This is a genomic window from Sphingomonas sp. J315 (assembly GCF_024666595.1).
Lineage (GTDB): Bacteria > Pseudomonadota > Alphaproteobacteria > Sphingomonadales > Sphingomonadaceae > Sphingomonas.
This window is the reverse complement of the sequence record NZ_CP088296.1, coordinates 667,712-691,708: the sequence shown is the minus strand read 5'-3', so window position 1 is coordinate 691,708 and position 23,997 is coordinate 667,712. Positions and strand designations below refer to the sequence as shown.

Annotated in this window: 26 protein-coding genes and 2 pseudogenes; 10 read left to right on the top strand and 18 right to left on the bottom strand. The window is 66.4% G+C overall.

Annotated features, from left to right (window positions below):
* Genes nusB through hisG form a run of 4 tightly spaced genes read right to left on the bottom strand, consistent with a single transcriptional unit; the run spans window position 1 to window position 2,854 of the window.
* On the bottom strand, window positions 1-462 hold the full coding sequence (gene nusB, locus LRS08_RS03765) for a transcription antitermination factor NusB (RefSeq protein ID WP_260481356.1): 462 nt from the start codon (window positions 460-462) through the stop codon (window positions 1-3).
* A gap of 60 nt (window positions 463-522) precedes the next feature.
* On the bottom strand, window positions 523-903 hold the full coding sequence (locus LRS08_RS03760; protein WP_257844840.1) for a hypothetical protein: 381 nt from the start codon (window positions 901-903) through the stop codon (window positions 523-525).
* Window positions 900-2,195, bottom strand: coding sequence for a histidinol dehydrogenase (gene hisD / locus LRS08_RS03755; RefSeq protein ID WP_257844841.1), 1,296 nt, complete (start codon window positions 2,193-2,195; stop codon window positions 900-902). Before hisD ends, LRS08_RS03760 begins: the two co-directional genes overlap by 4 nt.
* Window positions 2,192-2,854, bottom strand: coding sequence for an ATP phosphoribosyltransferase (gene hisG, locus LRS08_RS03750; RefSeq protein WP_257844842.1), 663 nt, complete (start codon window positions 2,852-2,854; stop codon window positions 2,192-2,194). Before hisG ends, hisD begins: the two co-directional genes overlap by 4 nt.
* Before the next feature lie 73 nt (window positions 2,855-2,927).
* Here hisG and LRS08_RS03745 point away from each other — a divergent pair, with 73 nt between their 5' ends.
* Complete coding sequence (locus LRS08_RS03745; RefSeq protein WP_257844843.1) at window positions 2,928-3,977, top strand: DUF2332 domain-containing protein; 1,050 nt, start codon at window positions 2,928-2,930, stop codon at window positions 3,975-3,977.
* Between the two features lie 639 nt (window positions 3,978-4,616).
* Window positions 4,617-4,793, top strand: coding sequence for a hypothetical protein (locus tag LRS08_RS03740; RefSeq protein ID WP_257844844.1), 177 nt, complete (start codon window positions 4,617-4,619; stop codon window positions 4,791-4,793).
* A gap of 88 nt (window positions 4,794-4,881) precedes the next feature.
* Here LRS08_RS03740 and LRS08_RS03735 read toward each other — a convergent pair.
* A pseudogene (locus LRS08_RS03735) lies at window positions 4,882-6,178 on the bottom strand (methyltransferase family protein).
* Between the two features lie 236 nt (window positions 6,179-6,414).
* On the opposite strand from LRS08_RS03735, the gene LRS08_RS03730 reads away from it, so the two are divergent.
* Entirely contained in the window at window positions 6,415-8,319 is a 1,905-nt protein-coding gene (locus tag LRS08_RS03730; RefSeq protein WP_260481355.1) for a M61 family metallopeptidase, read from the top strand.
* Between the two features lie 41 nt (window positions 8,320-8,360).
* A complete protein-coding gene (gene ppa / locus LRS08_RS03725; protein WP_257844846.1) occupies window positions 8,361-8,909 on the top strand; it encodes an inorganic diphosphatase in 549 nt (182 codons plus the stop codon).
* 62 nt (window positions 8,910-8,971) lie between these two features.
* Here the strand turns inward: ppa and LRS08_RS03720 are convergent, their stop codons facing one another.
* Window positions 8,972-9,697, bottom strand: coding sequence for an SDR family oxidoreductase (locus LRS08_RS03720; RefSeq protein WP_257844847.1), 726 nt, complete (start codon window positions 9,695-9,697; stop codon window positions 8,972-8,974).
* 150 nt (window positions 9,698-9,847) lie between these two features.
* Between LRS08_RS03720 and LRS08_RS03715 the strand changes: the two genes are divergently transcribed.
* Window positions 9,848-10,735, top strand: coding sequence for an AraC family transcriptional regulator (locus LRS08_RS03715; protein WP_260481354.1), 888 nt, complete (start codon window positions 9,848-9,850; stop codon window positions 10,733-10,735).
* 6 nt (window positions 10,736-10,741) lie between these two features.
* Here LRS08_RS03715 and LRS08_RS03710 read toward each other — a convergent pair whose 3' ends face one another.
* Genes LRS08_RS03710 through bla form a run of 4 tightly spaced genes read right to left on the bottom strand, consistent with a single transcriptional unit; the run spans window position 10,742 to window position 13,318 of the window.
* Window positions 10,742-11,092 carry a TfoX/Sxy family protein gene (locus LRS08_RS03710; RefSeq protein WP_257844849.1) on the bottom strand — a complete coding sequence of 117 codons (351 nt, stop codon included), beginning with the start codon at window positions 11,090-11,092 and terminating at the stop codon, window positions 10,742-10,744.
* Window positions 11,082-11,561 carry a GNAT family N-acetyltransferase gene (locus LRS08_RS03705; RefSeq protein ID WP_257844850.1) on the bottom strand — a complete coding sequence of 160 codons (480 nt, stop codon included), beginning with the start codon at window positions 11,559-11,561 and terminating at the stop codon, window positions 11,082-11,084. The genes LRS08_RS03710 and LRS08_RS03705 overlap by 11 nt, the downstream gene beginning before the upstream one ends.
* Window positions 11,558-12,454, bottom strand: coding sequence for a DMT family transporter (locus tag LRS08_RS03700; protein WP_260481353.1), 897 nt, complete (start codon window positions 12,452-12,454; stop codon window positions 11,558-11,560). The genes LRS08_RS03705 and LRS08_RS03700 overlap by 4 nt, the downstream gene beginning before the upstream one ends.
* A gap of 36 nt (window positions 12,455-12,490) precedes the next feature.
* A complete protein-coding gene (gene bla, locus LRS08_RS03695; protein ID WP_257844851.1) occupies window positions 12,491-13,318 on the bottom strand; it encodes a subclass B3 metallo-beta-lactamase in 828 nt (275 codons plus the stop codon).
* A 189-nt stretch (window positions 13,319-13,507) separates the two neighbouring features.
* On the opposite strand from bla, the pseudogene LRS08_RS03690 reads away from it, so the two are divergent.
* Window positions 13,508-14,369: pseudogene (locus tag LRS08_RS03690) on the top strand (LysR substrate-binding domain-containing protein).
* Window positions 14,370-14,433: 64 nt separating this feature from the next.
* Here the strand turns inward: LRS08_RS03690 and ispG are convergent.
* A complete protein-coding gene (gene ispG, locus LRS08_RS03685) occupies window positions 14,434-15,558 on the bottom strand; it encodes a flavodoxin-dependent (E)-4-hydroxy-3-methylbut-2-enyl-diphosphate synthase (RefSeq protein WP_260481352.1) in 1,125 nt (374 codons plus the stop codon).
* 33 nt (window positions 15,559-15,591) lie between these two features.
* Complete coding sequence (locus LRS08_RS03680; RefSeq protein WP_260481351.1) at window positions 15,592-16,647, bottom strand: DUF3089 domain-containing protein; 1,056 nt, start codon at window positions 16,645-16,647, stop codon at window positions 15,592-15,594.
* Window positions 16,648-16,698: 51 nt separating this feature from the next.
* On the opposite strand from LRS08_RS03680, the gene LRS08_RS03675 reads away from it, so the two are divergent.
* From LRS08_RS03675 to LRS08_RS03660, 4 genes are read left to right on the top strand one after another with little or no spacing between them, the layout of a single operon-like run.
* Entirely contained in the window at window positions 16,699-17,895 is a 1,197-nt protein-coding gene (locus LRS08_RS03675; protein WP_257844853.1) for an acyltransferase family protein, read from the top strand.
* A 31-nt stretch (window positions 17,896-17,926) separates the two neighbouring features.
* Window positions 17,927-19,090 (top strand): acyltransferase family protein, encoded by a 1,164-nt coding sequence (locus LRS08_RS03670; protein WP_257845504.1) that lies wholly within the window; start codon window positions 17,927-17,929, stop codon window positions 19,088-19,090.
* Complete coding sequence (locus LRS08_RS03665) at window positions 19,087-20,073, top strand: isoaspartyl peptidase/L-asparaginase family protein (RefSeq protein WP_374580946.1); 987 nt, start codon at window positions 19,087-19,089, stop codon at window positions 20,071-20,073. The genes LRS08_RS03670 and LRS08_RS03665 overlap by 4 nt, the downstream gene beginning before the upstream one ends.
* 10 nt (window positions 20,074-20,083) lie before the next feature.
* Window positions 20,084-20,956, top strand: coding sequence for a S1/P1 nuclease (locus LRS08_RS03660; protein ID WP_257844854.1), 873 nt, complete (start codon window positions 20,084-20,086; stop codon window positions 20,954-20,956).
* A 38-nt stretch (window positions 20,957-20,994) separates the two neighbouring features.
* Here the strand turns inward: LRS08_RS03660 and LRS08_RS03655 are convergent, their stop codons facing one another.
* From LRS08_RS03655 to pal, 6 genes are all read right to left on the bottom strand, one after another.
* Window positions 20,995-21,204, bottom strand: coding sequence for a PF20097 family protein (locus tag LRS08_RS03655; RefSeq protein ID WP_257844855.1), 210 nt, complete (start codon window positions 21,202-21,204; stop codon window positions 20,995-20,997).
* A 107-nt stretch (window positions 21,205-21,311) separates the two neighbouring features.
* Window positions 21,312-21,530 (bottom strand): toxin-antitoxin system HicB family antitoxin, encoded by a 219-nt coding sequence (locus LRS08_RS03650; protein ID WP_257845506.1) that lies wholly within the window; start codon window positions 21,528-21,530, stop codon window positions 21,312-21,314.
* A 4-nt stretch (window positions 21,531-21,534) separates the two neighbouring features.
* Entirely contained in the window at window positions 21,535-22,428 is an 894-nt protein-coding gene (locus tag LRS08_RS03645; protein WP_260481350.1) for an SPFH domain-containing protein, read from the bottom strand.
* A gap of 103 nt (window positions 22,429-22,531) precedes the next feature.
* On the bottom strand, window positions 22,532-22,828 hold the full coding sequence (locus LRS08_RS03640; RefSeq protein WP_257844857.1) for a hypothetical protein: 297 nt from the start codon (window positions 22,826-22,828) through the stop codon (window positions 22,532-22,534).
* Window positions 22,829-22,913: 85 nt separating this feature from the next.
* Window positions 22,914-23,237: a hypothetical protein gene (locus tag LRS08_RS03635; protein WP_257844858.1), complete on the bottom strand. Its 324-nt coding sequence runs from the start codon at window positions 23,235-23,237 to the stop codon at window positions 22,914-22,916.
* A 172-nt stretch (window positions 23,238-23,409) separates the two neighbouring features.
* A complete protein-coding gene (gene pal, locus LRS08_RS03630; protein ID WP_260481349.1) occupies window positions 23,410-23,925 on the bottom strand; it encodes a peptidoglycan-associated lipoprotein Pal in 516 nt (171 codons plus the stop codon).
* Window positions 23,926-23,997 lie beyond the last annotated feature (72 nt).

The following is a 23,997-nucleotide window of genomic DNA, read 5'->3' as shown; positions in this document are numbered from 1 at the left end:
TTACGCCCGCACCACCTTCGCAATCGCGTCGAGCAGCCCGTTGACGAAGCCCTTCTCGCGCCGATCGTAAAAGGCGTCGGTGACGTCGAGATACTCGCTGATCGCGGCCCCGGTCGGCACGTCCTTGCGCGCCAGCAGCTCATAGGTGCCCGCGCGCAGGATCTGGCGCATCGGGCGGTCGATCCGGTCGAAGCTCCAGTCCGCCGTCAGCTTCGACGCGATCAGCGCGTCGATCTCGTCGCGGCGCGCATCGACGCCCTTGACGATATCGTCGAAGAACATCGGATCGGCGTCGATATATTCCTCATCCTCGATTGTCGCGCCCAGCCGGTGCTGGTGAAACTCGGTGAGCAGCTGGGGCAGGGGGGTCTTCTCCATCTCCTGCTGATACAGCGCCTGCACGGCGGCGAGGCGCGCGGCGGCGCGGGCCTTGGATCGGGTCTTTGCGGTTGGGCTAGGCATATCTATCTCTTTAACAATTCGGGGCGGCGACGCGCTACGAGCTTTTTTTCGGAGCAAGCATTAAACGTCGGTCCAGAAATCCGAGTTGGGGTCGGCGATGGCCGCCTTGCTATCTTCGCTGGCGTATTCCCAATTTATGATGTGCCGTGCTTCAAAGTCGATCCACGCTCCATGATCTAGCCGGGCATCGTCGGGTCTACTCGCAGGGGTATTCGCCAAACGGCCGCGATACTTGCCGCGATCGTTCGAATGGATGATTAGCCACATTCGTTCGACCGCCTCCCCACCTTCGATTTCAGCGCTGGGAAACCTAAAGATCGCTTTGGCGTATTCGCCCGGCTCCAGTCGGACGCGTGTTTCCTTTGGCGCGATATGGAAGGTGTCAGGATAGAGCTCGGCTAACTCTTCAGCGTCATCCAGCGTCCATCTCACCGCATTCATCGCGGATGTCCGAGCCGCAGCGCCACCGACTTGGCATGCGCCGGAAGCCCTTCGGCCTCCGCCAGCGCCACTGCGGCGGGGCCGATCGCCGCCAGCCCCTGTGCATCGAGTGCGAGGAAGCTGGTGCGCTTCATGAAATCGAGCACCGACAGGCCGCTGGCAAAGCGTGCGCGGCGGCCGGTGGGCAGGACGTGGTTGGGGCCAGCGACATAATCGCCGATCGCTTCGGGCGTCATCCGGCCGAGGAACACCGATCCGGCATGGCGCACGCGCGCGAACAGCGCATCGGGATCGTCCACCGCCAGTTCCAGATGCTCGGGCGCGAGCTTGTTGACCAGCGGGATCGCCTCGTCGAGGTTCGCGGTCAGGATGATCGCGCCGTTGGCGTCCCAGCTCTGCCGCGCGACGTTGCGCGTCGACAGCTCGCCGATCTGGCGATCGACCGCTTCGGCCACCTTGCCCGCCAGCACCGCGTCGTCGGTGATCAGGATCGACTGGCTGGTCGGGTCATGTTCGGACTGGCTGAGCAGATCGGCGGCGATCCATTCGGGGTCGTTCTTGCCATCGGCGACGACGACGATCTCGCTCGGCCCCGCGACCATGTCGATGCCGACCACGCCGTACAGCTGGCGCTTGGCCTCCGCGACCCAGGCATTGCCGGGGCCGGTGATGACATCGACGGCAGCGATCCGCCCGGTGCCATAGGCGAGCGCGGCGATCGCCTGCGCTCCGCCCACGCGCCAGATTTCATCCACCCCGGCGATATGCGCGGCGGCGAGGACGAGCGGGTTGATCTCGCCATCCGGGGTCGGGGTGACCATCACGACGCGATCGACGCCCGCGACCTTGGCGGGGATCGCGTTCATCAGCACCGAGCTGGGATAGGCCGCGCGGCCGCCGGGGACATAGACACCGGCTGCTTCGACGGCACTCCAGCGCGCGCCGGTGCGGATGCCGGCGGTGTCGGTCGTGTCGCTGTCGCTGGGCTTCTGCAACGCATGGTACGCGGTAATGCGTGATGCAGCGAGTTGCAGTGCGTTGCGCAGGTCGGGCGCAAGCGCATCGAACGCCACGGCGCAGTCGCTCTTCTCGATCCGCCAGCCGGTTTCGTTAAGGTCGTGCTTGTCGAACTTGCGGGTAAATGCGTGCAGCGCGGCGTCGCCCTCGTCGCGGACGGATGCGACGATGGTGCGCACATCGCGCGCGACATCGGCGTCGGCCTCGCGCCGCGCATCGACCAGCTCGCGAAACGCCTGGGCGAAGCCGGGTTCGGAGGTGGACAGGCGGATCATGCCGCGACCGCCCGGCGGAAAGCGTCGACCAGTGGCACGACTTCGGCGCGCGTCTTGAACGCGGCGCGGTTGGCGATCAGGCGGCTCGACACCTCCATGATCGTCTCGACCTCGACCAGCCCGTTTTCCTTGAGCGTGCGACCCGACGAAACCAGATCGACGATGCGCGGGGCCAGGTCGAGCAGCGGGGCCAGCTCCATCGCGCCATTCAGCTTGATGCACTCGGCCTGCACGCCGCGCGCCTCGAAATGGCGACGGGTGAGGTGCGGATATTTGGTCGCGACGCGGACATGGCTCCACCCGCGCGGATCGTCGGTCGCGGCGAGCGCGGAGGGTTCGGCGACCGACAGGCGGCAATGGCCGATGCCGAGATCGACCGGCGCGTAAAGCTCCGAATAGGCGAACTCCGCGAGCACGTCCGATCCGACGATGCCCAGCTGCGCCGCGCCATGCGCGACGAAGGTCGCGACATCGAACGCGCGCACCCGGATCAGGTCGATGTCGGGGCGGTTGGTCTTGAAGCGCAGCGCGCGGCTGCCCTCATCCGAAAAGGCCGGTTCCGGCACGATTCCGGCACGCGCGAGCAGGGGCAACGCTTCCTCGAGGATGCGTCCCTTGGGCACGGCCAGGATGATCGGATCGGGCGGGCTGTCGGTCATGGGTTGCGCGCCTTTACTTGGGGGGCGTTGCGGCGCAACAAGAGCGCAGCTTTATCGGCGGAAAGGGCAGGGCATGACCGACTGGATGGCGCTGGAGGATGTGCGGACCGCGTTCGCCAATCAGGTCGACTATTGCCGCGCCAACGATGCGGCGCTGACCGCCAGCGTGGTGCAGGCGATCCTCGACGGGATGGCCGGGCCGGGGGCGTTCCGCGCAAAGCTGCGCGACTGGCCGGGCAAGCCGATGGCCGACGCGCTGCCGCTGCGTGCGGCGGGCGGGTTGCATGCGCTGTATCTGACCGGTGCCGCGCCGTCGCTTGGGCCGCTCTATGCGGGGGAGGCGGTCGATGCGGGGCAGCTTATCAACGCAGCGATCGACGCGCATGACGCGGCTTTGCTTCCTTGGCTCGACGGCCCGCCGCAGACCAATGAGGCGGCGCGGTCGAGCAACTATGCCGCCGCGATGCTGTGGCTGGCGGCGCAGGGGCTGCCGGGGCGGTTCGAGTGTATCGAGATCGGGTCGAGCGCCGGGATCAACCTGATGATGGACCGCTATCGCTACGATCTGGGCGGGGTCGGGGTGGGGCCGGAAGATGCGGCGATGCGGATCGCGCCTGAGTGGCGCGGCCCGCCGCCGCCTGCGGGTGCGGTCGAGATCGTATCGCTGCGCGGCTGCGACGTCGCGCCGATCGACCTGACCGATCCCGAGGCACTGCTCCGCCTGCGCGCCTATGCCTGGCCGGAGCATCGCGTGCGGGCAGAGCGGCTGGAGATCGCGGCGGCGGAAGCGGCCCGGCGCTCGCCCGATCTGGTGGAGGCCGACGCGGCGGCGTTTGTCGTCGAGGCGCTCGCCCGGCCACAGGCGGCGGGGACGACTCGCGTGCTGATGCATTCGATCGTGTGGCAATATCTTGCGGCCGAGGGGCAGGCGGCGATCACGGAGGCGATGGAGGCTGCGGGGGCGACGGCAACGCCCGAGCGCCCGCTGGCATGGATCGCGGTCGAGGCGAACCGACAGACCTTCCGCCACGAACTGACGGTGCGGATGTGGCCGGGAAGCGGGGAGCCGCAACTGCTGGCGGCGGCGCATGCCCATGGTGCGTGGGTGGAGTGGATGGGGTAGTTATAAATCTTCCCCCGCCAGGGGGAGGTGTCAGCGCAGCTGACGGAGGGGGAGGACGGCGGCGCACTCGCAAATGTTGTGCTTCCTCCCCCTCCGTCGCCTTCGGCACCACCTCCCCCTTGCGGGGGAGGATTGATCGCCCGTCGGTCGCCCCGCAGACCAACCGTCACCCCGGACTTGTTCCGGGGGCCACCGGGAGGCAGGCGCGAGGCAAGCGGCTCAAGCGACGCGCTGGAGCATGAGTGGACCCCGGCACAAGGCCGGGGTGACGAGCTTGTTTTAAGCTACGAACTTGCAAAAGCCGTCTGTCGAGAAACGACCCCATAGCGGACATTCCGGAATTGGCCTTATGATGGCGCAATGCGATGCCTGCGATACATGCTCCTCTGCCTGCCACTGCCGCTGCTGGCTGGATGCGAACCGGAGCGCGGTATCAGGTCAGGTCGAGATGTTCCTTCGCCAGTAGACATAGCATGCGTTGATCGAGCTCTTCGTTAGGCTTTCGGCAAAATCGAACGATGGGATTATGTTAGCGACGGAGGCATCTTCCCGAAGGGAACCTCTGTCGCACAGTTCGCCTACTTCAAGTCGGATGACGGAACAGGGTGGGCCAAACTACACGTTGGTTCGCTGGGGCAGATGACCCGCATCTCGCACGACTTCACCGGCATTGGCGCGAAGTTGCCTCAATCCGCGTTTCCACCCGCCATCGAGGCAATGGCTAACGCCACAGATATTATTCAGGCTGCATGCGGGCTGAATATCGCCGCAGACGGGTGGCAAGAGATTGGGCAAGATGTGGAAGCGCTAGATTGACCTCGACCTAATGGCCGGTTCCCACCCACAGTCGGACAAACACTCCGCAAATGCGGCCGCATCCAACCTCAGAACCTACGCCCCCGCCTCACTCTTCCCAGTCTTCCCCATCCCCCCACGCAAACAACCGCGGGATCGGTGCATTACGCTCCATCCACTCGCTATACGCCCGGTATTCGGGGTCTTCGCCGAGATGCTTCTCCTCGGTCTTGGCGCGGACATAATAGATCAGGCTGACCAGCCCGAGCAGCAGGGTCGCGCGCGCCGCGTCGGCGAGGCTGCCGGTGGTGACGAGCAGCGGGCAGGTCGCGATCCACCAGAACAGGTTCTTCGACAGATAGGCCGGGTGCCGCGTCCACGCATAGGGGCCGTGGGTGATGATGCCGCGATGGGTGAGGTTGGAGAAGCGGAAGCCGAACGCCATCGTCGCCCAGGCATAGATCCCGGTCAGCGCCACCAGCACCGCGCCGACGATCCACAGCAGCACATCATGCCCGGCCAGCCAGTGCGTCCAGTCCGACGTGCCGGGGTGATAGTCGAGCGGGCCGCCATTGCCCATCAGGATGAATGGCGGGTAGCAGATCAGCGCCACCGCCCACGCGCCCGCGTACGGGTTGGCGGTGCGGATATGGCTGTCGAGCGGGCGGAAGGTGAGAATGTAGCCGACCGTCGCGAACGCCACGTCGAGCATGAACATGCCGGTGATCAGCCAGTTGGCGAGCGCGATCGGGTTGGTCAGGATGCCGCTCGCATCCGCTCGCACGAATGCACCGAACCCCGGCGGCACGATGGCGAGCATGAAGGCGAGGAAGAACGCCTTCACCGCCCAGCTGCGCAGGTGATTGTGGATCGCGGCCTCGTCCACTGGCTCTTTCGACCCGATCAGCCATGCGCCGAGCATGAAGGCGCCGTCCTTGGGCTTTTCGAGGTGGCGGTCGATCCACAGCACATAGGGGATCGACAGCACGAACAGCGCGGGTGCGGCCATCTGGAAACACCACATGGCAAAGGCGAAATTGCCCTCCCAGTAGAAGCGGCACACGGCATAGATGCCCGCGATCGCTCCCCCAGGTCAGCCACAGGCCGGCGAGCTTGGTGATCGAAATGTCGAGCGTTTCCTTGAGCGGGCGCGGATCGCTCCACTTGACCCCGGTCGTCGGATTGCGATGCACCTTGTCGACGAACACCGCCCACAACACCATCGGGATGCCGCCCGCGGCCAGGTTCACCAGCGCCGCGAACGGCCCGTCGAGGCCATAGGTCCGCGCGACGGTCAGCCAGATCGCCATGCCGACCAGTCCGGCCAGGCCGCATCCGGTGCTGACGGCGGATTTGGGCCGCGGATCGGCCTTCACGCTGCGGGCAAGGGCGGGGTCGTGATACATGGCGTATCGTCTAGCGCGAAAATGGTAAGCAAGCCGTGAAGCACAAATCCTCCCCGGAACGGGGAGGGGGACCATGCGCAGCATGGTGGAGGGGGCCCGAGGCAACCGACTCCTTTGCCTCGGGCCCCCTCCGTCAGCGCTACGCGCTGCCACTTCCCCGTGCCGGGGAGGATTTACGCGCGTCCCGGGCGTGGCTACGGTAACAACATCTCCCGCCTCTCCCGAAAGGTTCCTGCATGCGTCGCGCCGTTGCGCTCACCGCCCTGTTGCTCGCCACCTCTGCTGCCACCGCCCAGAACAGCACGCCCCAGCCACTGCCGTTCGACAACCGAATCCCCGCCGCGCGCGACACCGCCTATCCCGGCACGATGATGGTCAAGGTCGATGCGACCGACATCCAGCAGGCAATCTATCGCGTGAAGCAGGTGATCCCCGTTGCGGATGCGGGGCCGATGGTGCTGATGATGCCCGCCTGGCTGCCGGGCAAGCATGCCGCACGCGGCGAGATCGAGAAGCTGGCGGGCCTCAAGATCAGCGCCAATGGCAAGCCGGTTGCGTGGAGCCGCGACACGGTAGATGTCTGGGCGTTCCATGTCGAGGTGCCGGTCGGCGCCAAACAGCTCGACATCGAGTTCCAGTTTCTCGGTGCCACCGACCGCGATCAGGGGCGCGTGTCGATCGCGCCCAATATGCTCAACCTGCAGTTCGAGCAGGTCAGCCTCTATCCCGCCGGTTACTTCACCCGGCGCATCCCGGTGGCTGCGACCGTGACTTATCCCAAGGGCTGGACCGCCGTGTCTGGCCTGCCCGCGAAGAAGCAGGGCGACGCCTATGTCTATGAGACCACCGATTACGAGACGCTGATCGACTCGCCGGTGTTCGCCGGGCGCCACTATCGCGAGTTCAAGCTGTCCGAGCGCGTCGACCTCAATGTCTTCGCCGACGAGCCAGGCGAGCTTGACGCAAAGCCCGAGCAGATCGAGGCGCACAAGAAGCTGGTCGAACAGTCGATCAAGCTGTTCGGGTCGCAGCATTACGACCGCTACGAATTCCTGCTCGCGATCAGTGAGGAAATGGGCGGCATCGGCCTCGAACATCACCGCAGTTCCGAGAACGGCGTCGGTCCGGGCTATTTCACCAAGTGGAGCGAAGGCCCAGGATCGCGCAACCTGTTGCCCCACGAATTCGTGCACAGCTGGAACGGCAAGTTCCGCCGCGGCAACGACAGCTGGACGCCCGATTTCCGCACGCCGATGCGCGATTCGCTGCTGTGGGTCTATGAAGGGCAGACGCAATTCTGGGGCTATGTGCTGCAGGCGCGCTCGGGGATCGTGTCGAAACAGGATACGCTCGACATGCTCGCCAGCATTGCCGCGAGCCTCGACAACCGCCCGGCGCGGCAGTGGCGTGCGCTGGTCGATACCACCAACGATCCGATCATCTCTGCGCGCCGCCCCAAGGGTTGGGTGAGCTGGCAGCGGTCGGAGGACTATTACAATGAAGGCATGCTGGTGTGGCTCGAAGCCGACGCCAAGCTGCGCGAACTGTCCGGCGGCAAGAAGTCGATGGACGATTTCGCGCGCGCCTTTTTCGGGATGCGCGACGGTGACTGGGGCGTGCTGACCTATGACCTGGCCGAGGTCGCGGCGACGCTCAACGGCATTCAGCCCTACGACTGGGCGACATTCCTCAAGACCCGCGTATACGATGTCGCGCCCAAGGCGCCGCTCGCCGGGTTTACGGAAAATGGCTATCGCCTGATCTATACCGATGAGCCGACCGCCGCGTTCAAACATGCCGAGAAGCGCGCGAGCCGCGCGGACTTCAGCTATTCGCTGGGGCTGGCGGTCGGAAAGGGCGGGGCGGTGTCGAGCGTCACCTGGGATTCACCTGCGTTCAACGCGGGACTCGACCTGGGTGATACCATCGTCGCGGTCGCCGGGCGCGAATATAGCGACGACCGGCTCAAGGCTGCGATCACCGAGGCGAAGGCGAGCAAGGCACCGATCAGGCTGCTGGTGAAAAGCGGCACGCGCTATCGCGAAACGACCATCGACTATACCGGCGGCCTGCGCTATCCGCGCCTCGAAAAAATCGGCACCGGAGAGGGTGGCCTGGATAGGTTGTTGCAGGCCCGCTGAGGCGGGCAAGGCATCGGCCGAACCAGATATAAGGAAGACCAATGCGTATCGACATGATCCCTGTCGGCGACAATCCGCCGCACAGCCTGAACGTCATCATCGAAGTGCCGACCGGCGGCGAGCCGGTGAAGTATGAGTTCGACAAGGAATCGGGCGCGCTGTTCGTCGACCGCATCCTGCACACGCCGATGCGCTATCCGGCGAATTACGGCTTCGTGCCGCACACGCTGTCGCCCGATGGCGATCCGCTCGACGCGCTGGTGATTTCGCGCTCGCCCTTCATCCCGGGCTGCGTCGTACGCGCGCGACCGATCGGCGTGCTGAAGCTGGAAGACGAAGCCGGCGGCGACGAAAAGCTGGTGTGCGTGCCGGTCGACACCACCTTCCCTTATTATTCGGACGTGGGCGAGCGGCAGGACCTGCCCTCGATCGTGCTCCAGCAGATCGAGCATTTCTTCAAACACTATAAGGACCTGGAGTCCGAAAAGTGGGTCCGGATCGGCCAGTGGGGCGATGCCGAGGAAGCCAAGCGCATCGTCGTCGAGGCGATCGAAGCTGCCAAGCAGGCCAAGGCTGCCGCGACCGCCTGACCCGCTTTACGCTGAGCAATTTGCAAGGCCCCGGATGCACCTGCATCCGGGCCCTTGTTCGTTCAGAACGCGCCGCCTGCCGGGCGGACGATGATCTCGCTGACATCGACCCCGCCGGGCTGGGCAATGGCATAGGCAATCGCGCGGGCGATGGCGTCGGGGGTCAGCGACTTCTGCCGCCACTGCTTCAGGCCCTCGGCGATCTCCGGCACCGTGATGTCGTCGCCCAGTTCGGTCGCGACCACGCCGGGGGAGATGATCGTGGCGCGGATATCGTCATGCTCCATCCGCAGCCCTTCGGTGATCGCCCAGACGGCATATTTGGTGCCGCAATAGACCGCTGCGGTCGGAGCGACCATGTGCGCGGCGACCGAGGCGACGTTGACGACATGGCCGCTGCCCTGCGCCGTGAAGCGCGGGAGCACCGCCGCAATGCCGTTGAGCACGCCATGGACATTGACGTCGATCATCCGCTTCCACTCGTCGCGCTTGAGCGCATCGAGGCGGGAGAGGGGCATCACGCCGGCATTGTTGACCAGCACGTCGACGCGACTGAAGCGCGCTTCCGCCGCCGCGACGAACGCCTCGAAGCTGTCGTCATCGGCAACGTCGAGCTGCTGCCAGGCGACATTCGCGCCCAGTTCGTCGGCCAGCGCGGCAAGGCGGTCGGTGCGACGCGCACCGATGAACAGGCGGGCACCCGCGGCGGCGAGTTCACGGACGGTCGCCTCACCGATGCCGCTCGATGCGCCGGTGACGAGGATGGTCTTGTCGATGGGCGTGGTCATGGGTCGGTTCCTTTCCGCTGGAGTTGATGGCGGTGAAATGGCCCCGGAGCCGCCGAAGGCGGTAGAGTGATTGCCCGCAGAAATTGCACGATTCTCCAAATCAATCGCGCGCGACTTGCGATCCCGCATCGTGCGCGCGACAAGGCGGATATGGAACGTATCGCGCAACTCGCATCGGTCATCGCTCGCCATACGCCGGAACCCGGTATGTTCGCGTCGCGCGTGCCGCGACTGGCGCTGATCCGCGGGCATGAGCCGACCCAGCCGGTGCCGGCAGTCTATGAGGCATCTCTTTGCCTGATCGCCCAAGGTTCCAAGCGCGTGTCGCTGGGCGAGCACAGCGTCGTCTATGACGCTGCGCATTATCTGGTGGTGTCGGTCGACCTGCCGCTGGTCGGCCATGTGCTTCAGGCCAGCCCGGACCAGCCCTATCTTTGCTGCAAGATTGACCTCGACATGCCGGCGCTCGCCGATCTGGTGGTGGCACAGGGCGGGCCGGGCGCACCGGCGGGGCTTCCTGCGCTCGCGGTTTATCCCAGCGATCCGGGGCTGGTCGATGCGGCGTGCCGACTGGTCGCGCTGCTCGACACGCCCGGCGATATCGCGATGCTCGCTCCGCTAATCGAACGAGAGATCCTCTATCGCCTTCTCGCCGGCCCGCACGGGCCGATGCTGCGCCATATCGCGGCGGGGGACAGCCATTTGCGGCAGGTCAGCCGCGCGATCCAGACGATCCGCAGCGGCTATGACAAGCAACTGCGCATCCGCGACATCGCCGATGCGGCCGGGATGAGCGGATCCTCGCTGCACGCGCATTTCAAGGCGATGACCCGGATGACGCCGATCGAATATCAGAAACAGCTGCGACTGCAGGAAGCGCGGCGGCTGATGCTGGCGGAGGGGGCGAGCGCGGGCAGCGCAGGCTTTGCGGTCGGCTATGACAGCCCGTCGCAGTTCAGCCGCGAATATCGCCGCCTGTTCGGGGCTCCGCCACGCCGCGACATCGCGCAGATGCAGGGCGCATTGGCGAGCGCGTGACGCGCGTCAGCCGCGCTTCTTCTTCACCGGAGCGCGGCGGCTGGCCTCCAGTGCCAGCTCCGCCCAGCGCTGCATCGAATCGGCGTCGTCATAGACATCGTCCGGCGCGCGGCGGTAGTTCATCGACATCGTCTCGCCGTCCTTGCCGGTGAAGGTGAAGGGCGGGCAGCCTGCTTCGTCCCAGACGGGCGCGCTGACCTTGTCGTTCTTGAAGTAGATCGCTTCCTCGTCGACCACCGCGAACACCAGACCGTCGCAATAGAGCGTCGCCGCGCCCATCATCGGGCGGTGCGTGATGGTGCCGAGCGGCTCCAGCGCCTCCTTCGCCCAATCGACCAACCCCGCGTCAAACGCCACTGGCCAGCGCCTCCAGCGCATCGTCCTGCATCCGCCAGCGTTCCCAGCCATCGACATGCGCCGCGCCGATGGTCCGGTAGAAGCCCTTGCCCAGCTCGTTCCAGTCGAGGACGTTCCACTCCAGCCGCGCGCCGCCGCGCTCGATGACCAGGGCGGCAAGGCGCGACAGCAATGCCCGACCGAGGCCCACGCCGCGCGCATGCGGCTCGACGAACAGATCCTCCAGCCAGATGCCCGGCTTCCCCTCGAAGGTCGAGAAGGTCTGAAAGAACAGCGCAAACCCCGCTGGCGTGCCATCCACTTCGCCGATCAGCACCTCCGCAGCCGGGCGAAGGCCGAACAGGTGGCGGCGCAGCGTCGCGTCGTCGAAGCGGACCTCGTGCGCCAGCTTCTCATACTCCGCGAGCTTGCGGATGAACCCCGCGACCAGGGCGAAATCCTGCACCTCCGCCTGACGAATCGTGATCAAATCTGTGCCTCCGTATCGGCGACCGGGGCATGGTCGCGCCGCCGCGCCGCGATGATGCAGCCGCCGACGATCAACGCAGCGCCGGCCACGGTGAAGAAGGAAACGCTCTCGCCGAACACGACCCATCCCCACAAGGTCGCCCACAGAAAGCCGGTATATTCGGTCGGCGCAAGATAATTGGCCTCGGCGCGGGCATAGGCCCAGCTGAGCAGGAACAACGACGCGGTGGCGAGGATCGCGGCAAGCGCGAGCGCGGGGACATGATCGATCGCGGGTAGTTCGAGCAGCCACGGCGCGGCGAGCAGGAAGGCGAGCGAGATGAACAGCGACTGGTAGAAGGACACCTCCATCGGCCCCGCGACCAGCGACTGTTGCCGCATCAGGATGATGTTCCAGGCATAGCAGACCGCCGAAACGAGGATCGCGATGGCGCCAAGGAACGCATCATGCCCCAGCTCAGCCTGCGCCTGTCCCCACAGGATGAGGAGGACGCCGGCAAAGGCCAGCGCGGTGGCGATGATCGTGACGCGCGTAATCCGCTCCCTGAGCAGCCATGCGGCAAGGAACAGCGCGATGATCGGCGCGATGAACGACAGCGCGATCGCCTGCGCCATCGGCACTCGGCCGAGGCCCCAGAAGAACAGAAAGGCCATCACGGCGGACACGGCGGCGCGGACCAGGTGCAACCGCATCGCCTCCCGACTCGGCCGCTTGGGTCGCGACAGCGCATAGGGCACTCCGCTCGCGACGATCCCCGCCATCGTCCGCCAGGTCAGCGCATTGTACGCGCCGAGCGCCAGCACCAGCCCCTTCATCACGGCATCCATCGACGAGAAAATCGCGATGCCGAGCGAGGCGACGGCAAAGGCGATGAGGGGGGAGGCGGGGCGCATGGGGGGCGATTGGCGGGCGCGCGCCGCGCGGTCAACCTATCGCGACGTCGCCTTCTCCTTCGCGAGCCGCGCGTCGAGCCGTTTGCCATAGGTCGCGGCGAGCGTGCGGCACGCGCCTGGCTCGATCAGCGGGTTGGGCACACGCCGCCGCGTCAGCATGGCGAGGTGCTCCAGCGTGGCATTGGTGTCGGGATGCGTCGGGATCGCGATGTCACAGCGGAGCGCGGCCAGCCTGGCGGCACCCCGGCGCAGCATGGTGACCCGCTCCGGATGATCGGCGAAACGGTAATCGTCGTCGCTGACCGGATTGATGCTGGCAGCGAACACGATGTTGACGCAGCTTTTGCCTTCGCACGAGCGCCAGGACCAGCTGCTGCTGCCTGTCGTATGCCCGGCGGTCGCGTGCGCGGTGACGGTGACGGAGCCGAGGCGGATCGTCGCGCCATCGCCGACCCCGCGCACGCGGGCAACTGGCGGAAACGGCGCGTGAATGTCCGCCTGCGGATCGTCGGAGCCGACCTGCCCCGCGCGCAATGCCGGCGCGGCCGCCGTGCCGGCGATGACCATCGCCCGGCTGTCGCGCGCTAGTGCCGCGATGCCGCCGGCATGGTCCCAATGCGGCTCGGTGCTGAAGATGTAGCGGATTCGCTTGGGGTCGAAGCCGAGCGACCGGATGTTCGCCTGAAGCGTGCGCACCGATTGCGGGACGCCGCCGTCGAACAGCAGCAACCCGGCACCGGTATCGACCAGCACCACGGCGAGCCCGCGGAACCCGACATAATAGCTGCGCCCATGCAGCCGCTGCGGTGCGATGTGCGGTTCGATCCAGCGTTGTGCATAGTCGGGCGCGATCGGTCGCAGCATCGGGTCTCCCGCGTCGGTCTGCGCGGCCGGGGCGGCGCCAGAGAGCGTTGCAACGGCGATCGGTATGAACGCAATTTTCCTCATCGACTTTCCTCTGCGATCTACGGTCGCTTGACGGTGTCAGCATGGTGCGATCGACACAAAGCATCGTTTCTAGACTTTGCCATGAATTAAGCTCATGCGATCGGGATGGACCGCCCCCAGCTCCCGCTCAATGCCCTGCGTGCGTTCGAGGCCGCCGCGCGGCATCTGAGCTTCACCCGCGCGGCGGTCGAACTCTGCGTCAGCCAGGGCGCGGTGAGTCATCAGGTCGCGGCGCTCGAACGGCGGCTTGGAGTCAGCCTGTTCCGCCGGTTGCCGCGCGGGCTCGCGCTCACCGATGAGGGGTTGGCGCTCGTGCCGGTCGTGGGCGAGGCATTCGACCGGATCGGCGCGACGCTCGATCGTTATGCGGGCGGGCGGATGCGCGAAGTGCTGACGGTCGGCGTCGTGGGCACCTTTCTCAGTGGCTGGCTGTTGCCGCGCCTCGATGATTTCGACCGGACGCATCCGGAGATCGAACTGCGGCTGATGGGCAACAACAACCGCGTCGACCTGTCAGGGGAGGGGCTGGATTGCGCGATCCGCTTCGGCGACGGCGCGTGGCACGGGACACATGCCGTGCCGCTGATCGACGCGCCGCTGTCGCCGCTCTGCACACCCCTGATCGCCGCGCGGCTGGCGGTGCCGGGCGATCTTGTACGTGAGGTGCTGTTGCGCTCCTACCGCGCCGACGAATGGCCGCGCTGGTTCGATGCGGCGGGGATGGCGTGCCCGCGGCTGGGGGGCGGTGTTCGACAGTTCGGCGGTGATGGTTGCGGCAGCGCTGGCGGGGCATGGCGTCGCGCTCGCCCCGCCCGCGATGTTCGCCGCCGACCTTGCGGCGGAGCGGCTGGTCCAGCCCTTTGCGACACAGATATCGCTGGGCCGCTACTGGCTCACCCGGCTCCAGTCGAAACGCGAGACGCCGGCGATGGCGGCGTTCGCGGCATGGGTTGCGGAGTTGCGCTAGTCGGGACCCGTCCGGCGCGACCGCACCGCGCTTCGCTAATGGGCGAGCTTGACGCGAGCAGGCTTCACGCCGCCGCCACCGCTGCGGCCTCGTTCGCCGCCTCGATCTCCGCCGCCTTGGCCTCGACCAGCTTTACGATATGCTCCAGCATGTCGGCGTCTTCCACCGTGTGGTCGGTGACGCCGGACAGATAGACCATATGCTTGCCGTTGCCGCCGCCGGTCAGGCCGATATCGGTCTCGCGCGCTTCGCCGGGGCCGTTGACGACACAGCCAAGCACGCTGAGCGACAGCGGGGTGCGGATGTGCTGGAGGCGTTCCTCCAGCGCCTGGACGGTGCGGATCACGTCGAAGCCCTGGCGCGCGCAGCTGGGGCAGCTGACGACGCGGACGCCGCGATTGCGGATGCCGAGCGCCTTCAGGATCTCGAAGCCCACACGGACTTCCTCCTCGGGCTCGGCGGACAGTGATACGCGGATCGTGTCGCCGATGCCGTACCATAGCAAAGATCCCATCCCGATCGCGCTCTTGACCGTGCCCCCGACGAACCCGCCCGCCTCGGTGATGCCCAGATGCAGCGGGCAGTCGACCGCTTCGGCGAGCTGCTGGTACGCGGCGGCGGCGAGGAACAGGTCGCTCGCCTTCACCGCGACCTTGAACTCGTGAAAATCGCGGTCCTGGAGCAGCTTGATATGGTCGAGCGCGCTTTCGACCAAAGCCTCGGGACACGGCTCGCCGTACTTTTCGAGCAGGTCCTTTTCGAGCGACCCGGCATTGACGCCGATGCGGATCGCACAGCCATTGGCCTTGGCGGCGTTGACGACTTCGTTCACCCGCTCAGCCGACCCGATGTTGCCCGGGTTGATGCGCAGGCAGGCGGCACCGGCATCAGCGGCTTCGAGCGCGCGCTTGTAGTGGAAATGGATGTCGGCGACGATCGGCACGCGCGCGGCGCGGACAATCTGCCTGAGCGCGGCGGTGCTTTCGACATCGGGGCAGGACACGCGGATGATGTCCGCGCCGGCATCCTCGCAGCGTCGGATCTGGTCGATCGTCGCGACCGGGTCCGACGTCGGTGTGTTGGTCATCGTCTGGACGGTAACGGGGGCATCGCCGCCGACGGGGACGTTGCCGACCATGATCTGACGGCTTTGACGGCGCACGATATCGCGCCATGGACGCACGGACATTGGGGTTCCTTCGGTCTTTGCCGCGCCTATAGCCTATCGCCCTGCGCCGAGAAAGGCGGCGACGCGCTGAACCGCATTGTGGCGGACGTCCATCCAGACCAACTGGTAATCGAGCGCGTGGTAGCTGCCGTCGGGACGCATGAACCGCGTGTAGGGGCTGCCCGGGGTCGCGATGACAAGCCGTCCGTCCGCGCCGCAGGTCGCATCGATCAGCCATGTGTCGGGGCCGCGCAGCGGCTCCGGTCGTTCGAGCCCATCGCGGAACCACGCGCCGCGATGCTGGCGATAGACTGACGGCATGTCGGTCGACCAGTTGATCGGATTGATGCACGCTATCGCCGCGCGCGTGCGCGGCACCTTTCTCCCCTCAAGCCAGATCGACCAGCTGGCGATGCATCCGGTATCCGTCGCTGCGGTGCACGCGCGAACCGACTGTCGCGCCTTGAACCAGTCCAACTGGATTGCATGGCCGGGCAGATAGGCGGCCACCATCCGCGCCGCGACCGGCTGGCCGTCGATCGCGCGCTCGATCAGCATCTGCCCAAGCTGCGATCCCTGTCCATGCCCGGCGAGGATGAACGGGCGGTCGCCGACCCGGCGACGAAACTCTACAAAAGCGCGTGCCACGTCCGAATAGGCGATCGCCAGCGCCGCGCCGGACTCCCCGTCCGGGTTCGCCTGGCGATAGCGCGGGGCATAGATCGCGCAGCAACCGTTGAACGCGCTCGCCTGATTTCGGATCGTCGTTTGGCCGACATCGCCGTTGAACCAGACGTCATTGGTGTCGGCGTTCCAGACGGGGCGACGCAGCGGCACGGCGGCGTGGATGAAGAAGACATCGGCAGGCGCGCGCAGCTGGGGTGGCTCGGGCACGCCTTGAGGCGTCGTGTCCCCATCGTCGCGGATCGACGGGAGCGAGGCCCAATGGGTCGGTCCGGCATAATCCGGCGCGGGCGGGGCGGCGGCCGGGTCGAAACGGGCCGGGGGCGGTTGATTCTGGTGCAACACGGCCTGCTGCGCCGCAGCAGGACCGGAGGCAAGCGCACAGGCCATCGGAATGGTCCGCAACAAGGTGAGTCTTCGCCGCATTTACGCTCCCGCTAACCAATTGGTGAGGCCCGCACGCCTATAGCGCAGCGGGTGAACGAAGCGAACGAGTCCCTTGAGCGCACCGGGCGGCACTACGGGTTGGACTGGCTGCGCATCGCCGCGTTCGCGCTCCTGATCGTCTATCATATCGCGATGGTCTTCTCGCCCTGGCCCTGGGTGATCCATACCGACTACAAGTTTCCAGCGCTGATCGCGCCGATGGCGTTGCTGACGCCGTGGCGGCTGCCCCTGTTGTTCGCGGTGTCGGGGTTCGCGTCCTGGCACCTGTTCGCCAAATCGCGCGATCCGGGCGGGTTCGTGCGCGCGCGCAATTTGCGGCTGCTGATCCCGCTCCTGTTCGGAATGGCGGTGTTGATCCCGGTCGAGATGTGGGTGCGGGTGGTCGAGGCGGGCTATCCGCACGGCTATCTGCGCTTCTGGACCAGCGACTATTGGCGCATCGGCGACTATTGGGGGCGCAGCTTCCCGAGCTGGGAGCATCTGTGGTTCGTCGTCTATCTCTGGGCATACACGCTGGTCCTCGCCCTGATCCTGTGGCGCGGACAGCGCGGCTACGACCTGCTGGCCGACCATGTCGTGCCGTGGATGGCGCAGGGCTGGCGGCTGGTCTGGGTGCCGGCGGCGCTGCTCGTGCTGGCGCGACTCGCACTCCAGTTCGTCGTCGCGGACGAACAGGGGTTGCTGCGCGACTGGGCCGGGCATGCGAATTACTTCCCGATCTTCCTGTTCGGCTTTGTACTTGCGGGATCGCCGATGCTGTGGCCGGTGTTGCGCCGGGTGTGGCGCGGCGCGCTGGCGCTGGCCGCGATCAGCGGTGTGGCGGTGGTGCTGGTCGAGACCAGCTATCCGGGCAACGCGGTCCCGCCGCACTGGGTGATGGCGGTGGCGCGCGCGGCACAGGTGGCGATGGGCTGGGCAATGACGATATTTCTGATTCAGGTCGCCGACCGATTCTGGAATTGCGATCATCGCTGGCGCAGGACGGCGGCGGAGGCGGTATTCCCCTTCTACCTCGTTCACCAGCCGGCGATCGTGCTGATCGCGTGGCACACGCTGCCAATGCGCCTGTCGGCCGGAGTGCAGTTCCTGGTCCTGCTCGGTGGGACCGCGCTGGCCTGTACGCTGACATATCTGGTGGGGCGTGAGATCGGCTGGCTGCGACCGTTCATCGGCCTTGGTCCGCGCCAGCACGAAGCCCCCGTGCAGATTTCGACGCAAGCCGCCTGACAAGCGCTTGCACCCTCGCTATGGCGCGCGGGTGGAACGGCATTATGGCATGGACTGGTTGCGGATCGGGGCGTTCGGCCTGCTGATCCTCTATCATATCGGCATGGTCTTCGTGCCCTGGGGGTTCCATGTGAAGACCGCAGACCCGGCTGCATGGGTCACGGTGCCGATGCTGTTCACCAACCCCTGGCGGCTTACCCTGTTGTTCGTCGTTTCCGGCTATGCCAGCCGCGCCTTGTGGCTCAAGTCGCGCGGGCCGGGCCAGTTCGTCGCCAATCGCAGCTGGCGGCTGGTGGTGCCATTGCTGTTCGGCGTCGCGGTGATCGTGCCGCCGCAGAGCTGGGTCGAGCTGCGCACCCAGTGGCCCTATCCCTACGACTTCTGGACCTTCTGGACCCGGCATTACTGGTATTTCGGCGATTTCGGGCCGATCATTCTGCCGACCTGGAACCATCTCTGGTTCGTCGGCTATCTCTATCTCTACACGCTGGGACTGGTGCTGGTCGCCAGCCTGCCCGGCGGCGCGGCGGCGCAGACGATGTTCGACAAGCTGTTCGCGGGCACGCGGGTCTTGTGGCTACCCGCAGCTTACCTGCTGATGACTCAGGTGGTGGTGTTCCAGCGCTGGAGCGACAGTCATGACGTGATCAACGACGGCGTCGCGCACCTTGCCTATTTCCCCGCCTTTCTGTTCGGCTTTGCGCTCGCCGGATCGGAGCCGGTGATGCGCTGGATTGCGCGGCTGTGGAAGCCGGCGCTGGCGATTGGGCTGGCCGGTTACGCCGTCACTGCGGCGATCGACATCGCCTATCCCGCACGAATCCCCTGGCTTCCGGGCCGGATCATGCTCGCGGCGCGCTATATCCAGGCGTGGATGATGATCGCGGCGCTGATCGGCATTGCCGAGGTGTATCTCAACCGCGACCATCGCTGGCGGCCGATGCTGACCGAAGCGGTGTTCCCCTTCTACCTGATCCACCAGACGGTGATCATCGTGGCGATGTACTGGCTGCTCAAACTGGCGCTGCCCGCCGCAGTCGAGTTCGTGGTGCTGGTGCCGGTGACCGCGCTCGGCTGCTGGATCTTCTACCGCTATGGGCGCGAACTTCCCTGGTTGAGGCCGCTGATCGGGCTGCGCTATGCCCGGCGGGACCGGCCGGAACCGACCCGTCCCGCCAGCCCGGAGGCCGCATGAACCGCCTAGCCCTTCTGATCGGAGCCCTGATGATGTCCGCCGCAGCACACGCCCAGACCAAGCCCCAATGGACGCTCGTCATTCATGGTGGGGCAGGCGTGCTGGAGCGCGAGCGGATGACGCCGGAGCGTGAGGCGGCGGCACGCACGGGGCTGGATGCGGCGCTGGAAGCGGGGGCGAAGGTGCTCGCTGCGGGCGGGACGGCACTCGATGCGGTCGAGGCTGCGGTGAAGGTGCTGGAGGACGATCCCCACTTCAACGCCGGGCGCGGCGCGGTGTTCACCTATGAAGGCACCAACGAGCTCGACGCCGCGATCATGGAGGGCGCGACGCGCAAGGCGGGCGCGGTAGCGGGCGTCACGCGCACCAAGAACCCGATCAGCCTGGCACGCAGGGTGATGGAAGACAGCCCGCACGTCATGCTCGCCGGCAAGGGTGCGGACGTGTTCAGCGCCGAGAAGGGGCTGGAGCAGGTCGGCCCCGAATGGTTCGCGACCGACGAGCGCCGACAGCAGCTCGAAACGATGAAGGCGCGCAAGACCAGCTGGTTCGATGTCGACATGAAATACGGCACGGTCGGCGCAGTCGCGATGGATTCGAACGGGGATGTCGCTGCCGCGACCTCGACCGGCGGTGTCACCGGCAAGCGCTGGGGCCGGGTCGGCGATTCGCCGCTGATCGGGGCTGGCACCTATGCCGACAACCGCGCCTGTGCCGTTTCGGCGACCGGGGCGGGGGAGTTCTTCATCCGTGAGGGCGTCGCGCATGAAATCTGCGCGCGCGTCCGCTTCAAGGGCGAAAGCCTGAAGGTCGCCGCCGATGCGGTGATGGCCGATACCAAGGGTCTGGGCGGCACCGGCGGGGTCATCGTCACCGGGCCGAGCGGCGAAATGGCCTGGAGCTTCAACACGCCCGGCATGTATCGCGGCAAGGTGTCGGCGGGGGGCAAGAAGACCGTCGCGATCTACGGCGACGAACAGTAAGGCCCGTCGCATGATTCGCCGCATCCTCGCGCTGTTCGCGTTCGCCGCCAGCCTTTCCGCCACCCCTGCGCTCGCCTATTGGGAGTTCGGGCACGAGACGATCGCGACGATTGCCTACAAGAATGTGAAGCCCCAGACGCGCGCCGCGATCGACCGGTTGCTGCGCCAGCAGGGGCTGCTCGAAACGCCGACCTGCCCCGCAAGGACGCTGGAGCAGGCGAGCGTGTGGGCCGATTGCATCAAGCCGCTCGGGGTGCGGTTCAGCTATGCCTACAACTGGCACTATCAGAATGTGAACATCTGCAAGCCGTTCACGCTCAAGGGCAATTGCCCCGACGGCAACTGCGTGTCGGCGCAGATCGAGCGCGGCGTGAAGCTGTTGCAGGACAAGGACGTGCCGGTCCGCGAGAAGGTGATGGCGCTCGCTTTCCTGACGCACTTTGTCGGGGACCTGCACCAGCCGCTGCACGCGGGCGACAAGGGCGATCTGGGCGGCAACCGCGCGCGCACCGATTACGGCATCTACGCCCCCGAGCGACTCAATCTGCACAGCATCATGGACGGCTGGCTCGCCGAGCGCGCGATCACCACGCCGCCGCCGGTGGTGCAGGTCTATTCGGACGAGGAGCGCGCGAAGGAAAGCGCCGGGACCGTCGAGGACTGGAGCCGCGAAAATTGGCAGGCATCGCACATGGCCTATGAGGCGGCCTTTGACGGCGATCCCTGCCGCGCTGACCTGCCCGCGCGCGGCAAGCTCGACGATGCGGATATCGAAAAGCTGGTCCCGATGATGCAGGCGCAGATCAAGCGCGGCGGCCTGCGCCTTGCCCGGTTGCTTGACGAGGCGTTCGGCCCGCCGCCGCCGATGGAGGCAAAGCGGTAAAGAATAATCCTCCCCCTGGCGGGGGAGGATTGGGCAGTTCACCCCTTCGCGTACTGCTCCAGAAAGCCGCAGCGCTGGCAGCGCCAGGTGGCGATATCGACGTAGGTTTTGGGCAGCTTCAACCCGAACCAGCCCGCCACTGGCGCGCCGCGGTACCAGCGGCCGAGTCCCGGCAGGCTGCTGCGCTCATGCGGCACATAGCCTTCGGCCATCGAACCCTGACATTTGGGGCAGCTATTCGAACGCATTGGCGAACTTCCTCGTTAGAGCGCGGCGATGCCGATGACGAGCATCAGCAGCGATGCGGCGAACAGCCAGATCAGGTGCGAGCGGCGGGCGAACATCACGATCAGCATCATTCGTCTCCTTGTTTCGGTGGCCTTCCGCGCTTGGCACGCACCGGGTCGGCCAGTTTCACGCCGCGCCGGCCCAGCGCCTCGCGCAGCAGGCATTCGACTTGCGCGTTGACGCTGCGCAGGTCGGTTGCCGCGCTCCGCTCGATCGCGGCGTAGAGCGCGGGATCGAGGCGGAGCGGGAACGCTTTCTTGGATGGGGCGTCGGCCATCGGCCCGATCCGCTTACTGGTACAGCGACCCGGCGTTCACCACCGGCTGAGTGTCGCGTTCGGAGCAGAGCACGACCATCAGGTTGGACACCATCGCCGCGCGGCGCTCGTCGTCCAACTCGACGACATTCTTGTCGCTGAGCTGCTCCAGCGCCATCTCGACCATGCCGACCGCGCCCTCGACCAGTGTCTTGCGCGCCGCGACCACCGCCTCGGCCTGTTGCCGGCGCAGCATCGCCTGGGCGATCTCCTGCGCATAAGCGAGGTGGGTCAGGCGGCATTCGTCGATGTGCACGCCCGCAGCCAGCACACGCTCCTGCAGCTCGACGCGCAGTTCCTCGCTGACATGCTCGGCATTGCCGCGCAGCGTCACCTCCTCATGGGTGAAATCGTCATAGGGGTAGCGCGAGCCGATCGCGCGGACGGCACTCTCGATCTGGATATGGACGAACTCCCGATAGTCATCGACGTCGAACAGCGCCTGCGCTGTGTCGGCGACGCGCCACACCACGTTCGACGCGATCTCGATCGGATTGCCGCGCAGGTCGTTCACCTTCAGCCGCTCCGAGGTGATGTTGTGGATGCGGACCGAGATTTTCTTCTTGCTCAGCCACGGCCATGCCCAGCGCAGCCCGGTGGTGCGGTCGGTGCCCTGATAGTCGCCGAACAACAGGATCGCTGCCGCCTGATTGGGCTGAAGCAAGTAGAAGCCGCACGACACGAAGGTGAGGATCAGCGCGCCCGCGACCGTGATGAAGGGTGCCCATTGCACCTCACCGATCTGCGGTGCCGACGCGATAATGGCGATGAGCGACAGCAACGCGACGAGCAGCATGACATAGCCGCTGGCGGTGCTGGCGGGCCGCTCCGCACTGGAGCGAAGCGCGCGCGAATCGAAGTCCGACATATTTGCCTCCCTGTAAAATATGATATCATATTTATATCGAATCTTGGGGTTGGCAAGCGGAATCGGACGCCCCCCGCCGCGCGGGGCGGCGGGGGGCAAGGGGTCACCGCGCACCGACCTCCCAGGCCAGCCAGCAGATCACCAGGAAGGGCAGCGCAATCGCTGCGGCCACCACCAGCTGTCGACCGATGCCCAGCCGGAAATGCTCGGGGTGATCCGCCTCGACCCGGCGGATCGCGGCGGCGGTGGCGGGGTCGCCCTTGAGCATCCCGCGATCGACCGCTGGGCCGGACTTGATGAAAGTGATCAACTCGTCGCGCTCGACGGGGTCGAGTGTGGGGTAGCGGCCGAGAAGCACCGCCATGCGATCGCGCAGGCGGGTGTCGTTGGTGTCGTTCATGCTGAAATTCCCGTTGCGGCGCACGCGCACAGGCGCGCGCCGACCGCCGCTGGGGGCGGTCATGTGATACGTCAGATGTCGGGGTTCAGGCTGAGTAAGGCGGCGCGCGTGCTTGATAGGGGCGTCCCCGGCGGGCGAAGGGCGCTATTTCCGGCGTCGCTGGGGCGAACCGGACAGAGGGTGCCGCATGAAGCGGGGTACGCGCGGCGGACTGCGCGGGGATCGGCGGATCCCCATCGCGGTGATCTGGCCCCTTTAGCGCGCGCTGTGCCGCCGCCTCGATCGCGGCGGCAGGGTCGCGGAACTGGGCATGGGCCGGCGTCGGCGCGCTGAGTGCGGCAGAGCGCAGCTCGGCGGGGTCGATACGCGGTGCCCCGGGCAGCGCGGCGGCGGCGTTGATCGCCAGCAACAGCCCGGCAAGCCAAAGCCACAAGCGACGCGAGGCTCGGGCCGTGACGGGGCTGGAGGGCAGAGCGGGGGTCATGCTGCGGTCAGATATAGGGAGGATCGTCGGAATTGCCCGCACAAACAAAAGGGGCGCGACCGCAGTCGCGCCCCCTCGTTCCGGTCGGGACGGCCGATCAGTTGATGACGATCGTCACCGCACGGCGGTTCTGCGCCCAGCTGGCTTCGTCCGAACCCAGCGCGATCGGGCGTTCCTTGCCATAGCTGATCGTCGTGATCCGCGCGGGTGAGACGCCGCGCGCGGCGAGATAGTTCTTCGCAGCATTGGCGCGGCGGTCGCCGAGCGCGAGGTTGTATTCGCGCGTGCCGCGCTCGTCGGCATGGCCCTCCAGCGTGATCCGCGTGTTCGGATACTGCGTCAGCCACTGCGCCTGGCTGTCCAGGATCTGCCGTGCGCGCGCGTCGATGTCGTACTGATCGAAACCGAAATTGATCGTGTCGCTGACCACGTTCTGCCGGAAATGTTCCGCCGTGCCGGGTTGGGCATAGCCGCCGCTGCCACCGCCGCCGGTCGAGCCTGAATCGACTTCACCGCCGGGGCCGGGGGGCAGCGTTTCGGGGCGCTTCTTCTGGCAGCCGGCGACCGCGACGGCCATGGTTGCGATGATCAGGGCGGTCTTGAACTTGGCCATTGGTCTATTCTCCCTTGGCTGTTTCGAATATCGATACCCCTGCGTAACGGGCAGGGTGCGGGTGTGTTCCCC